Origin of the sequence: Janibacter sp. Y6 (assembly GCF_040900765.1) — a bacterium.
In the GTDB taxonomy this organism is placed as follows: domain Bacteria; phylum Actinomycetota; class Actinomycetes; order Actinomycetales; family Dermatophilaceae; genus Marihabitans; species Marihabitans melonis.
Genome location: NZ_JAKLYZ010000003.1, coordinates 370,546 through 384,036, shown reverse-complemented (window position 1 = coordinate 384,036; position 13,491 = coordinate 370,546). Strand labels below are relative to the sequence as shown.

Sequence of the window (13,491 nt, the reverse complement as noted above, 5' to 3'; positions counted from 1 at the left end):
CTCTCAGCTGACCCGGGTGAAGGTGATCTCGACGTCGAGGTCGGCGAGCTCGGGCCCGGCGTACATCCCGCGGAAGGGGGCGACGTCGTCGTAGTCGCGGCCTCGCCCGACGACGACGTGGTCGAGCCCGACCGGGGCGAGGTGGGTCGGGTCATAGGGCAACCAGGCTCCGTCCCAGATCTCGATCCACGCGTGCGAGTCCCCTGGGCAGGACTGGCCGCGCTGCAGGTCGGGCTGCCGGGCCACGTAGCCCGACACGTAGCGCGCGGGGACGCCGATCGAGCGCAGCGCCGCGAGGGTCACGTGCGCGAAGTCCTGGCACACGCCCTGGCCGGTGCTCCACGCGTCCTCGGCGGTGCTGCTCACCTGGGTCGCGCCCTCGGAGTAGCGCATGCGCTCGTGGACCTTCGCGGAGATGGCCTGGGCCGCGGCCCGCGGCGTGGGCTCGTCGCGCGCGGCGCGGGCGATCTCGGCGAGGTCGGGCGAGGCCTGCGTGCGCGGGGTGGGCGCGAGCAGCTCGCTGAGCCGGTCGCAGATGCCGGGCTCGGCGAGCGAGTCCCACCCGCTGGCGGACGCCTCGGCGACCACCTCGGTGCGCTCGACGGTCGAGATGGCCTCGATCTCGAGCACCTCGTGGGCCCCCTGGGACTCGACGGCCATGACGGAGGTGCCCCAGTGGTCGGTGTAGACGTTGCTCCACGAGTGCGGGCGGATCCGGATGCGCGCCTCGAGGGTGGTCTGCCCGCCGTCCGTCAGCGGGGTCATCCGCAGCTCGTTGTGCGAGGCGACGACCTCGCCCTGGTAGCGCATCGTCGAGCGGTGCGTGATGCGGTGCCGGCGGCTGCTCACAGGATCTCCCCCGTCCACTCCTGGACCGGGCCCGAGCGGAAGTAGCGGGCCCCGATCTCGTCCGACGCCCGGGTCACCGAGCGCTGCACCATGCCCATCATCGTCGGCAGGTCCTCGAGCACGTCGTCGGGGTTCGCGTACTCGAGCTGGGTGCGGGTCTGCCCGAGGATGCGACGGGCCTCGTCGGAGAAGCCGACGCGGTCGATGTCGGGCGCGAGCACCGTGAGCCGGTCCTCCGCGTCGCGCAGCGCGGCGAGGACGGAGCGCGGGAAGCGCCGGTCGAGGGTGAGGAAGGCCGCGGCCGTGCGGTCGGTGATCATCCCTCGCATCGTGCGCAGCATCGCCTGCTGGGCACCGCAGCTCGCGAGCACGACACCCCAGCTCGGGCCGCCCTGGAGCGCCCCGGTCGCGACGATGCGCGCCGTCATGTCGGCCCGCTCGAGCGAGCGGCCCAGGCTGAGGAACTCCCAGGCCTCGTCGTGGCTCATCGTCGAGTCGGCGATGCCGGCGACGAGGGCGGCACGCTCGGTGACCCAGCTGAGGTGCTGCTGGGTGGCGGTGCTCGCCCCGAGGCCGTTCCACCGGCGCCACGAGGTGTTGATGACCTCCCACAGCTCGGTCGAGAGGGTCTCGCGGGCACGCCGGGCGTTCTCCCGGGCGGCGAGCCAGGACCCGGAGACGGCGCTGGGGTTGCTCGCGTCGAAGACGAGACGCGCGGCGACGTCGGAGTAGTCGACGTCATGGGCCACGTCGTCGTAGCCCATGATGCCGCCGAGGAGCATCGAGGAGGTGTAGCTCTCGTCCTGGCCCGGGTCCTCGACGAGGGACAGGCGCAGGACGTCGACCATCCGGGCGGTGCCGTCGGCCCGCTCGATGTACCGGCCGATCCAGAAGAGCGAGTCCGCGATCCGGCTGAGCATCAGCGCTCCTCCCGCTCGACGACGGTGACCTCGTCGGGGACGGCGAAGGGGGGTGCGTCCTGCCCGAGGTCGGGCTCGCCCGGCAGCGCGTCGGCCGGGGGCGCGTCCGCGTCCGTCGTCATCGGCCGGTTGGCGCCGAGGAGGATGACCTCGGCGTCGTCGGTCGTCGGCACCTTCGCGTACCGGCCGGCGAGCACCCACGTGTCCTTGCTGCCGCCCCCCTGGCTGGAGTTGACGACGAGCTGGCCCTCGGGCAGCGCGACGCGCGTCAGCCCACCGGGCAGCACCGTCACCTGGTCGCCGTCGTTGACCGCGAAGGGGCGCAGGTCGACGTGGCGCGGGCGGAGCTGGCCGTCGATGAGGGTCGGCACGGTCGAGAGCTGGACGACCGGCTGGGCGATCCACCCGCGCGGGTCGCGGCGCAGGTTGGCGCGCAGCTGGTCGAGCTCCTCGCCGGTCGCCTTGGGGCCGATGACCAGGCCCTTGCCACCGGAGCCGTCGACCGGCTTGACGACCATCTCGTCGAGCCGCTCGAGCACCTCGGCGAGAGCCTCGGGCTCGTTGCACCGGTAGGTGTCGACGCTGCGAAGGATCGGGTCCTCGTCGAGGTAGTAGCGGATGAGGTCGGGCACGTAGGAGTAGACGAGCTTGTCGTCGGCGACGCCGTTGCCGATGGCGTTGGCGAGGGTGACGCGCCCGGCTCGCAGCGCGGAGACGAGCCCGGTGACGCCGAGCATCGAGTCGCGGCGGAAGTGCACCGGGTCGAGGAAGTCGTCGTCGATGCGCCGGTAGATGACGTCGACGCGCTCCTCGCCCTGGGTGGTGCGCATGCGCACCTCGCCGTCGCGCACGACGAGGTCGCGCCCCTCGACGAGCTCGACGCCCATCATCCGGGCGAGCAGGGTGTGCTCGAAGTACGCGCTGTTGTAGACGCCCGGGGTGAGCACGACGACCGTGGGGTTGCTGCGCCCCTCGGGCGCCGCGGCGCGCAGCGCGTGGAGGAGCAGGCGCGGGTAGTCGTGGACGGGCCGGATGCGCATCGTCGCGAAGGCCTCGGGGAAGACGTTGGCCATCGCGCGGCGGTTGGCGATGACGTAGGAGACCCCGGAGGGCACCCGGACGTTGTCCTCGAGGACGCGGAAGTCGCCCTGCTCGTCGCGGATGAGGTCGATGCCGCTCACGTGGGCCCGCACGCCGTTCGCGGGCCGCAGCCCGGCGACGGCGCGGTGGAAGTGGCTCGACGTCGCGATGAGCCGCCACGGGATGATCCCGTCCTCGACGGCGCGCGGCATCGAGCCCTGGCGTGAGTAGATGTCGTCGAGGAAGGCCTCGAGCGCCTGGACGCGCTGGGCCACGCCGCTCTCGACGCTCTGCCAGCTCTCGGCGTCGATGACGCGGGGCACGGCGTCGAGCGGGAAGGGGCGCTCCTCGCCGGCGTGGTCGAAGGTCACGCCCTGGTCGAGGAACATCCGGGCGAGCGCGTCGGCCCGCTCCTTGAGGCTCTCGGGCTCCATCGAGCGCAGGGTGTGATGGATCGGCTTGTACGGCTGCCGCGGCTCCTGCGCGTCAGCCGCGAACATCTCGTCCCACGCCGGGCCGGCCGCGTAGTCGGCGAAGAGCGAACGAGCGGCGGGGCCCTGGGACTGTCGCTGCACCTGGGTCACGGGGTCACCCTCGCACAGCGGGGGGTCGCAGGCCTCACCCTCGCCCACCCGATCCTCGGTGCCGCCACAGCTGCACCGAGGTGGGGTTGAGCGGCAGACCGGCGTCTGCCGAGGTCAGACGTCTCCCGCCACCCTCGACCTGCCCCTCGACGTAGAGCGTGAGGCGAAGGGGGTCCGGGCCGAGGGCGTCCGAGAGGGTCTCGAGCGCGGCCCGCAGGACCGCCGCTCCCCCGGTCTGCGGCACGACGACCACGCCCTCGAGGACCCGGCCCGCACCGCCGGTCTCGCGCACGGCGAGCTCGACCCCGCGCACGCCGTCGACGGCGGCGACCGCAGCGGTGAGCTGCTCGACGTCGAGGTCGTCACGACGCAGCAGCCGGCTCAGCAGGCCCATGGTGGCCCTCCTTCGTCGGGCCAGCATGCCAGCGGGCCGGCTCAGTCCTCTCGACCGACCTCGTAGTCCGTGCCCGTGACGACCGCGCCGTCCTGGGCGAAGAAGGCCGCGAGGCTCGCCTCGTAGGCCGCGACGGCCGGGTCCTGCGACGCGGCGACCGAGTCGGCGTAGGCGGCGTGGGAGTGGTTGCCCGCGAGGTCGAGGGGGCCCGCCGGGTCGGGCAGGGTCACCGTCGTCGCGCCCGGCCCGTTCCCGTGGGCCAGCTGGTCGAGGTTCGGCAGCGGCACGAGCGGCGCCAGGGGGTTGGAGAGCGAGTCGCCGAGGTCGAGGCGCGGCACCGCGTCGGAGGCGTGCTGGAGGTCCAGGCGCAGGACGGAGGGATCGGTGCCGAAGGTGTCGACGGGTGCGCCGTAGGTCAGGGAGTGGGTGATGTCGTACCGCGACGTGAAGGCCGGGTCCTCGAGCAGGGCGGTCGTGATGATGCCGCCCTGGGAGTGCCCGACGAGCATGACCGGCGCATCCGGCGAGATCTGGGCCTGCGCCATCGCCTCCATCACCGCCTGCATCGCCGCCGACTGCTGCCCGGACATCGCGACGAGGTTGCCGGTGAGGTCGAAGGTGTTGCTCCCCGTCGTCGGCCCCCAGGACTGGGTGCCCGGCGTGGCGACGACGTAGGCGGTGCTGCCGTCCGGCTGGGTGACCTGGGTGACCCGGATCGAGCCGTCGACGGCGTACGCGTCGGTCGTGCCGAGCATGATCTCGGCGAGCGAGGTCGGTCGGCGCAGCGCGGGATGCCCGTCGACCGAGCCCGACGTCGACAGCTCGGTGGAGCCGATGACGGTGCCGGTGCCGTCGTCGAGGAGGTCGAGGTCCTGCCCGGTGAGCAGCGCCCCGGCGAGGTTGGCGACGCTGCCGCCGAGGAGCAGCGTGCTCGCGACGACCTCGCTGAGCCGGGGCCACCGGCCCTGCGTGAAGACGTCGGTGAAGAGGTCGAGGTGGTGGTCGGCGGCCTCGGCGAGACGGACGAAGGTGTGAGCGACGCTCTCCTCGTACCGGGACAGCCCGACGACGAGATCACTCGCGCGGTCGCCCAGCCAGCGCCCGGTGTCCTCGCCGCGGTCACCGAGCCAGTCGAGCCCCTCCTCGGCACGATCCCCGAGCCACTCCGCGCCGTCGGCGACGGTGTCGACCACCTCCTCACCCGCGCCGAGGAGGTCGTCGGCGAGATCGCCCGCGCCCTCCCACGCGTCCTGCCACCAGGGCCGGTCGGGCGACTCGTGGGCCACCGGCACCGACGGGGCGCGACCGCCGCTCGCGCCCTCCTGGTCGGCGACCTGGCGCTCGAGGTCGTCGGCGGCCGAGCGCAGCGCGCGAGCCGCGGCCGAGATCGACGGCGCGGCCTGCTGCCACCCCCGGGCGAAGTCCTCGACGTCGCCCCCGGCCCAGCACCCGTCGAGGACGCGCAGCATCGCGGTGCCGCTCGTGCCGACGTCGTCGGCGCGGCCCGCCTGGTCGGCCAGGTGCGCGGCCACCTCGCGCACGAGCGCGGGGTCGAGGCCCTCGGTGACGCTCATGCCCCGACCTGCCCGGTGATCGCCTCGTCGACGAGAGCGTGGGCGCCGGTGACGAGGTAGCGCAGCTGCGCGGCGACATCACCCGGCTCGACCCCGACGACGTCGGGGGTCCCGGACGCCGTGCGCACGGCGCACAGGTGCTCGTCGGCGAGCACCCAGTGGCCGCTGCCCACCGGCACGGCGACGTCCGCACCGGTGCGCGCCAGGACGGTGACGGCGACCTGGGCCTCGCCGCCGGCGAGCACCGCCGACAGCTCGGCATCGTTGACGGCAGACTCGAGGACGGCGCCGGGGGTGCGCCCGAGCGGGTCGGCCTCGACGCGTCGACGCAGGTCCTCGGCGACACCGCGCGGCGGGGCGAGATGGCGCTCCCGGCTCAGCGGGGTCACGTGAGCGGCTGCCCGCAGCGCCTCGTGGGGAGGCAGCACCCGGCGCACCGCCGCCCAGAGCTGCTCGGGGTCCACCGCGACGAGCTCGACGGCGCCCTCTCGGCCCGCCGGCTCGTAGCCCTCGGCCGTGGCGCGCAGGCGGACCCGCTGGGTGCGCACGAGCGCGATGCCGGGCAGCAGGGCGATGTCGCTCTCGAAGGAGACGAGGTCCTGGCGGGCGACGACGCGCACCTGCACCGGCGCTCCCGGGGCCGCCGCGAGGACACGAGCCCACGACGGGCGCAGCATCCCACCGCTCGCGATCTCGGCGCGCTCCAGCTCCGCCCAGGCGCCCTCCGGCGCCGGCACGTCCTCATCGGTGGCCGCCGCGAGGGCGGTCTCGAAGGCCGGCAGGCTGACCCGCCGGATGGTCATCGAGCGGGTCCCGCCCCCACCCTGGTGCTCGTGCTGGTCGTGCTCGTCGTGGTCGTGCTCGTGACCGCTCGTGCCCATGCCCGCTCCCTCGCCGGTGTGCCAGCGACGCTAGGGCGGGCCCCTCGCGGTGGGGAATGGGGAGCGCTCCCCATGCCGGCGTACGACAGGGTGCGCGGGTCGGTCAGTCGCGCTGGTGCTCGGGCAGCGCGTCGAGGGACTCGGCGATCACCTGACGGGAGATCTCCGAGGAGTAGCCCTTGCGGGCGAGCATCCCCGCGAGCCGGCGGGTCTGCACGACACGCTCGAGGCCGTGCATCGAGCGCAGCTTCTTCGCGACGAGCTCACGGGCCACGTCGCGCTCGTCGTCGACGCCGATCTGGGCGAGCACCCCGCTCGCCGTCTCGTCGTCGACCCCCTTCGCCCGCAGCTCGTGCTGCAGCGCCCGCCGGGCCAGGCCCCGACCGGTGCGCTTGGAGCGCACGAACATCTGCGCGTACGCCTCGTCGTCGACGAGGCCCACGTGCTCCATGCGGTCGAGCACCTCGGCGGCGACGTCGTCGGGGCAGCCCTTGCGCCGCAGCGTGCGCTCGAGCTCGGCGCGCGACTTCGGCGACCCGGTGAGCGCCCGCAGCACGACGGCCCGGGCCACCGCCCGGGGGTCGGCGTCGTCGTCGGGCGCCTCGGGCGGCGGGGGCCCGCTCGGCGCACTCGGCGCGCTCTGCCCGCCCGGGGTCGGCTCCCCCGCCTGGGCACGCACGACCGCCGCGCGCAGCCGCTCCAGGGTCTGCTCCTGGGGCGTGCCGGGCGCGGCGGTCTCGTCGGTGCTGCTCATCGCGGGCGATCAGCTCTGCGTGTCGGCGTCAACCGGTGCGATCAGAAGTCGACCGGGACGTCGACGCTGCCCTCGGGCTCCTCGACCGGGACCCCGATGCCGAGCTTGGTCTTGATCTTGACCTCGATCTCGTCGGCGAGCTGCGGGTTGTCCTTCAAGAAGTTGCGGGCGTTCTCCTTGCCCTGGCCGAGCTGGTCGCCCTCGTACGTGTACCAGGCACCGGCCTTGCGCACGAAGCCGTGGTCGACGCCCTGGTCGATGAGACCGCCCTCGCGGGAGATGCCCTGCCCGTAGAGGATGTCGAACTCCGCCTGCTTGAAGGGCGGGGAGACCTTGTTCTTGACGACCTTGACGCGGGTGCGGTTGCCGACCGGCTCGCTGCCGTCCTTGAGCGTCTCGATGCGCCGGACGTCGAGACGCACGGAGGCGTAGAACTTCAGCGCCTTGCCACCGGTCGTCGTCTCCGGGGAGCCGAACATCACGCCGATCTTCTCGCGGAGCTGGTTGATGAAGATCGCCGTCGTGCCCGAGGTGTTGAGCGCACCGGTGATCTTGCGCAGCGCCTGGCTCATGAGACGGGCCTGGAGACCGACGTGGCTGTCGCCCATCTCGCCCTCGATCTCGGCACGCGGCACGAGCGCGGCCACGGAGTCGATGACGATGATGTCGAGGGCACCCGAGCGGATGAGCATGTCGGCGATCTCGAGCGCCTGCTCACCGGTGTCGGGCTGGGAGACGAGCAGGGCGTCGGTGTCGACGCCGAGCTTCTTCGCGTACTCGGGGTCGAGGGCGTGCTCGGCGTCGATGAAGGCCGCGATGCCGCCGGCGCGCTGGGCGCTGGCGACGGCGTGGAGGGCGACCGTCGTCTTGCCGCTGGACTCGGGGCCGTAGATCTCGACGACCCGGCCGCGGGGCAGCCCGCCGATGCCGAGCGCGATGTCGAGGGAGATCGACCCGGTCGGGATGACGGCGATGGGCGGACGGACGTCGTCGCCCAGACGCATGATCGCGCCCTTGCCGTGCGACTTCTCGATCTGCCCCATGACGGAGTCGAGGGACTTCAGCTTCTGCTCGTGGAGCTTGGTGTCGATGGCGGTGACATCAGCCATGCCAGGTACCTGCCTGTTCTTGCTCGGGTCGGGCGCGCCCACCGGCGAACCGTCGCACGGTCGGTCTCGTCGTGCTGTCGGGTCAGACGCTAGGGACCACCACCGACAACGACCCCAGCCGCCGTGAGGCTGTGGATACTGATGCCGTCGGGATGACCGCTGTGCACAAACCTAGCCGAACAGGTGTTCGAGGTCGTGCACCGACGCGCCGGACGGCGTGTCGGGCCGCCGACGGCCGCCACGAGGAGGACGCGCGATGACGACCCAGCCCGAGAGCAGGCCTGCCGTGGGCGACGAGGTCCCCCTCCCCCGCCTGTGCCAGACCGTCCTCGACACGACCGACGCCAGAGCCCTCGCCGAGTTCTACCGCCGGCTCCTCGGCCTCGTCTACCGACCCGGCGACGAGCCGCCCACCGAGGGCGAGCCCGACGACGCCGACTGGCTCGTCCTGCGCCAGCCGGACGGCGGGCGGGCCCTGGCCTTCCAGGAGGTCGAGCGGCTCACACCGACGACGTGGCCCGACGACGAGGTGCCCATGCAGCTGCACGTCGACTGCACGGTGCCCGACGTCGCCGCGCTGCACATCAACCTGCGGCGGGCCCTCGACCTCGGCGGACGGCTCGTCCTCGACCGGTCGCAGGACCCCGACGAGCCCCTCTACGTCGTCGCCGACCCGGCCGGTCACCCCTTCTGCATGTTCGTCGGCTGACCCTCGGCCACCGACCGGGCCTCGAGCAGGTCGAGGTCGCGCACCGCGTAGCGCTGGTGCTCCCACTCCTCGTCGAGGATCGTGCGCAGGCACGACAGCGTCGTCTCCGCGTGCTGCGGCGCCCAGGGGTTGGCCCGCACCTGGGCGAGGTCGTCGGCGACGAGCGTCGCGAGGTGCTCACGGACCATCCGCTGACGCCCTGCCCGCGCCTCGAGCACCTCCTCGTACGTCGGCTGCCGCGTCGTGAAGACCGACATGTCGTAGCCGTCGGTCTCGTACTCGGCGTGCGGCTGGCCGAGGGGGTGGTAGGGCTGATCCAGCCCGAGCACCGCGCGCCCGAGCCACGTGTCGGTAGCCATGACGAGATGACGCAGGGTCTGCGCGAAGGACCACTCGTCGTCGACGCTCACGTCGACCGTGCCGGACGGCATGGCCGCGACCCGCTCGAGGACCCGCCCCCACGACTGCTCCGGCGCCGCCCACGCCGCCCTCAGCCCGTCGGGGTCACCCGCACGCCGCAAGGACCGGCCGGGCATCCGGGCGTCGAGCTCGGCGTCGACGAGGGGAGCCACGTCCACGCCGTTGACGACGAGGCTCGCCCCGTCGTCGAGCAGCCACGGCGCCTCGACCTCGGCGCCGTCGACGACGACCGAGCGCAGCACCGCCCCCGACAGGTCGACCCGCTCGAAGCGGGCCCCGCTGAGATCCACGTCGACGAAGCGCTCGGCCATGCGTCAACCCTCGCGCAGCGCCTCTCCCGGCGGCAACGGGTCCGCTCCGAGCGGCAGGGTCGCGACGCCCTCGTGACGGGGTCGCCCCTTCGCCCCTTCGCCGAGGAAGGAGGCGACGAGCTCGACCTCGTCGACGACGAAGGGGTCCGCCTGCCACGCGTCGAGGACCCGCAGCCACCGCGTCGCCTCGACCGGTCGCCGCAGCCGCGCGAGGGTGAGATGGGGCACGAAGGCCCGCCCGTCCGGGCTCGCGCCCGACACCGAGGCCGCGGCCCGGCACCCGCGGGCGAGCCGGGCCAGCGGGGCCTGGGCGGCGTCGTCGACGCCGAGCCAGAGCACCGAGGCGCGACCGGCGTGGGGGAAGGCTCCCGTTCCCCCGAGGGAGAGGGCGAAGGGGGCGACCCGCCCCGCCGCGTGGGCGAGCCGCTCGACGAGCTCGTCCGCACGGGCCGGGGGCACGGATGCCATGAAGGCCAGGGTGAGGTGCCACTGGGCGGGGTCCACCCACGGCATGCCCTCGCGTGGCTCGAGGAAGGCGGCGAGGTCCTCGCGCACCGCCTCGGGCAGGGCCACCGCGACGAACATCCGGTGGCCCACGCCGATCAGTCCCCGATGGAGTCGATGACCCGGCGCGGCACGTCCATCGTCACGTCCTCGCCGAGCCGGCGGGACTCCGGGACGTCCATCGCGTCGCACACCGCCTGCCACACCTCGCGGGCCGGGACACCGGCCTCGAGGGCGTCGACGGCGTTGCGACCGCCGAGGCTGCCGAGGACCTGGTGGCGGGCGAGGGTGTGGGCGTACCCGGCACCGAACTCGCCCTCCATGAGCGACCAGAACTGACTCATCCGCACGCGCGCAGTGTAGGCACGCCTCGCCCCTAGACTGCCCGCGTGCGCCTCATCACTGCCGACGCCGTGCCCACCAGCCTCGCCCGCGTCGAGGAGCCGACCCAGGCCCCGCTGCGGGTCGCCCTCGTCCAGCACCGCTGGCGCGAGGACGCCGCCGAGCTCGCGCGCGTGCTCGACGAGGCGATCGGCCAGGCCGCCCAGGCCGGTGCCGAGATCGTCTTCCTGCCCGAGATCACGCTGCTGCGCTACCCGGCCGACGTCCTGCCGGCCGAGGCGCCCGGTCCCGGTGCGGAGTCGCTCGACGACGGACCGACGGTGACCCTCGCGCGCGAGGCCGCAGCCCGCCACGGCGTCTTCGTCCACGCCTCCCTCTACGAGCGGGCGGAGCACGCCGACGGCGCCGAGGAAGGCTCCCCCGTCGACGGCCTGGGCTACAACAGCGCCGTCGTCGTCAGCCCCGACGGCGAGGTCGTCGCCCGCACCCGCAAGACCCACATCCCCGTCACCGCCGGCTACTACGAGGACAAGTACTTCCGCGCCGGGCCCGCCGAGGGCGCCTACCCGGTGCACGAGGTGGAGACCTCGGTCCCCCTCCGCCTCGGTCTGCCGACGTGCTGGGACGAGTGGTTCCCCGAGGTCGCCCGTGCGTACTCCCTCGGCGGCGCGCAGGTCCTGTGCTACCCGACGGCGATCGGCTCCGAGCCCGACCACCCCGACTTCGACACGCAGCCGCTGTGGCAGCAGGTCATCGTCGGCAACGGCATCGCCAACGGCCTCTTCATGGTCGTCCCGAACCGCACGGGCGACGAAGGGGTCAACGACTTCTACGGCAGCAGCTTCATCTCCGACCCCTACGGCCGGGTGCTCGTCCAGGCCCCGCGCGACGAGGAGGCGGTGCTCGTCGCCGACCTCGACCTCGCCCAGCGCGAGGACTGGCTCGCCCTCTTCCCCTTCCTGGCGACACGTCGCCCGGACACCTACGGGGTGCTCACCGAGCCGATCCGCGACGAGCACCGCCGCGAGCTCGACGGCCCGACGACGAGCACGGACGTCAGCCTGTGAGCCAGACCGCCTGGCGCATGCCGGCCGAGTGGGAGCCGCACGAGCGCACGTGGATGGCGTGGCCGAGCGCGGGCTACACGCTCGGCGACACCGCGGCCGACGCCGAGGAGGCCCGGACCACGTGGGCCGCCGTCGCCCGCGCGGTGGCCCGCTTCGAGCCGGTGACCGTCGTCGTCACCAGCCCCGACGTGCGCATCGCCCGGGAGCACCTCGGCACCGACAGCCCGCACGAGATCGACATCGTCGTCGCCTCGCTCGACGACGCGTGGATGCGTGACATCGGGCCGAGCTTCGTCCTCAGTGACGGGCGCCTCGGCGGGGTCGACTGGGTCTTCAACGGCTGGGGCGGCCAGGACTGGGCGAGCTGGGAGGACGACGCGCGCGTCGCCGAGCTCGTCACCGACGTCGCCGGCGCCGCGCACCTGCCCTCGACCCTCGTCAACGAGGGCGGCGGCATCCACGTCGACGGCCAGGGCACGGTCCTGCTCACCGAGACCGTCCAGCTCGACCCGGGCCGCAACCCCGGCCTGACCCGCGAGGACGTCGAGGCCGAGCTCGCCCGCACCATCGGCGCGACGACGGCGATCTGGCTGCCCCGGGGCCTCACCCGCGACTACGGCTCCTTCGGCACCCGCGGGCACGTCGACATCGTCGCCTGCTTCAGCGAGCCGGGGACCGTGCTGGTGCACTGGCAGGACGACCCCGAGCACCCCGACCACGCGGTCAGCCGCGAGGCGGAGGCCGTCCTGTCGGCCGCCCGGGACGCGAAGGGGGACCCGCTGCGCGTCGTCCGCGTGCCGGCACCGCGCACCCTCGCCGACGACGAGGGACCGGTCGACTGGAGCTACATCAACCACCTCGTGTGCAACGGCGGGGTCGTCGCGTGCACCTTCGAGGACGAGCGCGACGACGAGGCGCTCGCCGTGCTGCGCGCCGCCTACCCCGGGCGCGAGGTCGTCGGCGTCGACGCCCGCCCGCTCTACGCCCGCGGCGGCGGCATCCACTGCATCACCCAGCAGCAGCCGGCGGTCCTCCCCCGCTGAGCGGTCCCCCTTCGCCCCTGGCCGTCGGCGCCCGGGGTTAGCGTCGGGCATGGCCCTCGCACCGAACCCCCGGCACACCCCGTCGCTGCGCGGACGGCGGGTGCTCGTCACGGGCGGGGCCCGGGGCATCGGTGCCGCGCTCGCCGAGCTGCTCGCCGCGCACGGCGCGCAGGTCGCCGTGCTCGGGCTCGAGCCCGCCCTGCTCGAGGAGGTCGCCGGGCGGTGCGGCGGCCCCTGGCGCGAGTGCGACGTCTCCGACCCGGCGGAGGTGGACGAAGCGGTCGAGGGGCTCGTCGCCGATCTCGGCGGTCTCGACGTCGTCGTCGCCAACGCCGGGATCGCTCGACAGCTGCCGATCATCGGCGGCCAGCGCGGGGTGATGGAGACCCACCTGGCGGTCAACGCGCTCGGCACGTACTACACGCTGCGGGCGGCGGGGCCGCACATCAGCCACGAGCGGGGGTATGCGCTCGCGACCGCCTCGCTCGCCGCGGCGATCCACCTGCCCCTCATCGGCGCGTACTCCGTGAGCAAGGCCGCCGTGGAGGCGATCGGCAACACGCTGCGCCTGGAGATCCGCCACACCGGGGCGAGGGTCGGGGTCGCCTACTACTCCGAGATCGACACCGACATGACGCAGCGGGGCTTCGCCACCGAGACGGCGCAGCTGCTCACCGGTGGGGGGACGATCACGGGCGTGACCCCGCTGCCCACCGCGCTGCGAGCGCTCGAGCGCGGGATCGCCCGGCGCAGCCGGCACGTCGTCGCGCCCCCGTGGCTGCGTCCGGCGGTCCCCGGGCGGGCGGTCGCGCAGCGCCTCGCCGAGCTGCGCCTGCCCGCCACGCTCGCCGACGCGATCGAGCTGTCCCGCACCGAGCGGGTCGGGTGGACGACGGATCAGCCGACGACTCGCGCGGCCCGGGGCCCCGGCTCGGCGCGAGACTGACGCC

The 13,491-nt window shown here is 73.8% G+C and carries 14 protein-coding genes and 1 pseudogene; 4 read left to right on the top strand and 11 right to left on the bottom strand.

The annotated features are described in order from the left end of the window. Positions 1-3 precede the first annotated feature (3 nt). The 8 genes and pseudogenes from L6241_RS09410 to recA form a co-directional block, all read right to left on the bottom strand. Positions 4-849: a transglutaminase domain-containing protein gene (locus tag L6241_RS09410; protein WP_368245908.1), complete on the bottom strand. Its 846-nt coding sequence runs from the start codon at positions 847-849 to the stop codon at positions 4-6. Continuing rightward, positions 846-1,769 carry an alpha-E domain-containing protein gene (locus L6241_RS09405; protein WP_201466315.1) on the bottom strand — a complete coding sequence of 308 codons (924 nt, stop codon included), beginning with the start codon at positions 1,767-1,769 and terminating at the stop codon, positions 846-848. Before L6241_RS09405 ends, L6241_RS09410 begins: the two co-directional genes overlap by 4 nt. After that, complete coding sequence (locus tag L6241_RS09400; RefSeq protein ID WP_368246076.1) at positions 1,769-3,349, bottom strand: circularly permuted type 2 ATP-grasp protein; 1,581 nt, start codon at positions 3,347-3,349, stop codon at positions 1,769-1,771. The genes L6241_RS09405 and L6241_RS09400 overlap by 1 nt, the downstream gene beginning before the upstream one ends. A gap of 118 nt (positions 3,350-3,467) precedes the next feature. Continuing rightward, positions 3,468-3,827 (bottom strand): hypothetical protein, encoded by a 360-nt coding sequence (locus L6241_RS09395; protein ID WP_368245906.1) that lies wholly within the window; start codon positions 3,825-3,827, stop codon positions 3,468-3,470. Positions 3,828-3,868: 41 nt separating this feature from the next. Further along, entirely contained in the window at positions 3,869-5,401 is a 1,533-nt protein-coding gene (locus L6241_RS09390; protein ID WP_368245905.1) for a hypothetical protein, read from the bottom strand. Then, a complete protein-coding gene (locus tag L6241_RS09385; protein WP_368245904.1) occupies positions 5,398-6,282 on the bottom strand; it encodes a hypothetical protein in 885 nt (294 codons plus the stop codon). The genes L6241_RS09390 and L6241_RS09385 overlap by 4 nt, the downstream gene beginning before the upstream one ends. 103 nt (positions 6,283-6,385) lie before the next feature. Then, positions 6,386-7,036: a regulatory protein RecX gene (locus L6241_RS09380; RefSeq protein ID WP_368245902.1), complete on the bottom strand. Its 651-nt coding sequence runs from the start codon at positions 7,034-7,036 to the stop codon at positions 6,386-6,388. 95 nt (positions 7,037-7,131) lie between these two features. Then, positions 7,132-8,145, bottom strand: a pseudogene (gene recA / locus L6241_RS09375) (recombinase RecA); the annotation flags it as partial. Positions 8,146-8,401: 256 nt separating this feature from the next. Here recA and L6241_RS09370 point away from each other — a divergent pair. After that, positions 8,402-8,854, top strand: coding sequence for a VOC family protein (locus L6241_RS09370; protein ID WP_368245901.1), 453 nt, complete (start codon positions 8,402-8,404; stop codon positions 8,852-8,854). Here L6241_RS09370 and L6241_RS09365 read toward each other — a convergent pair. From L6241_RS09365 to L6241_RS09355, 3 genes are read right to left on the bottom strand one after another with little or no spacing between them, the layout of a single operon-like run. Then, the gene (locus tag L6241_RS09365; RefSeq protein ID WP_368245900.1) at positions 8,827-9,585 is read right to left on the bottom strand and encodes a DinB family protein; all 759 of its coding nucleotides are present in this window, start codon (positions 9,583-9,585) and stop codon (positions 8,827-8,829) included. The genes L6241_RS09370 and L6241_RS09365 overlap by 28 nt on opposite strands. Before the next feature lie 3 nt (positions 9,586-9,588). After that, positions 9,589-10,182 (bottom strand): RNA 2',3'-cyclic phosphodiesterase, encoded by a 594-nt coding sequence (gene thpR, locus L6241_RS09360; RefSeq protein ID WP_368245899.1) that lies wholly within the window; start codon positions 10,180-10,182, stop codon positions 9,589-9,591. A gap of 5 nt (positions 10,183-10,187) precedes the next feature. Continuing rightward, positions 10,188-10,433 carry a DUF3046 domain-containing protein gene (locus tag L6241_RS09355; protein ID WP_285838223.1) on the bottom strand — a complete coding sequence of 82 codons (246 nt, stop codon included), beginning with the start codon at positions 10,431-10,433 and terminating at the stop codon, positions 10,188-10,190. Between the two features lie 45 nt (positions 10,434-10,478). On the opposite strand from L6241_RS09355, the gene L6241_RS09350 reads away from it, so the two are divergent. The 3 genes from L6241_RS09350 to L6241_RS09340 are packed head-to-tail and all read left to right on the top strand — an operon-like array spanning position 10,479 to position 13,487. Continuing rightward, positions 10,479-11,498, top strand: coding sequence for a nitrilase-related carbon-nitrogen hydrolase (locus L6241_RS09350; RefSeq protein ID WP_368245897.1), 1,020 nt, complete (start codon positions 10,479-10,481; stop codon positions 11,496-11,498). Positions 11,499-11,515: 17 nt separating this feature from the next. Continuing rightward, complete coding sequence (locus L6241_RS09345; RefSeq protein ID WP_368246075.1) at positions 11,516-12,541, top strand: agmatine/peptidylarginine deiminase; 1,026 nt, start codon at positions 11,516-11,518, stop codon at positions 12,539-12,541. Between the two features lie 49 nt (positions 12,542-12,590). After that, positions 12,591-13,487: an SDR family NAD(P)-dependent oxidoreductase gene (locus tag L6241_RS09340; protein WP_368245896.1), complete on the top strand. Its 897-nt coding sequence runs from the start codon at positions 12,591-12,593 to the stop codon at positions 13,485-13,487. Positions 13,488-13,491: the final 4 nt, after the last annotated feature.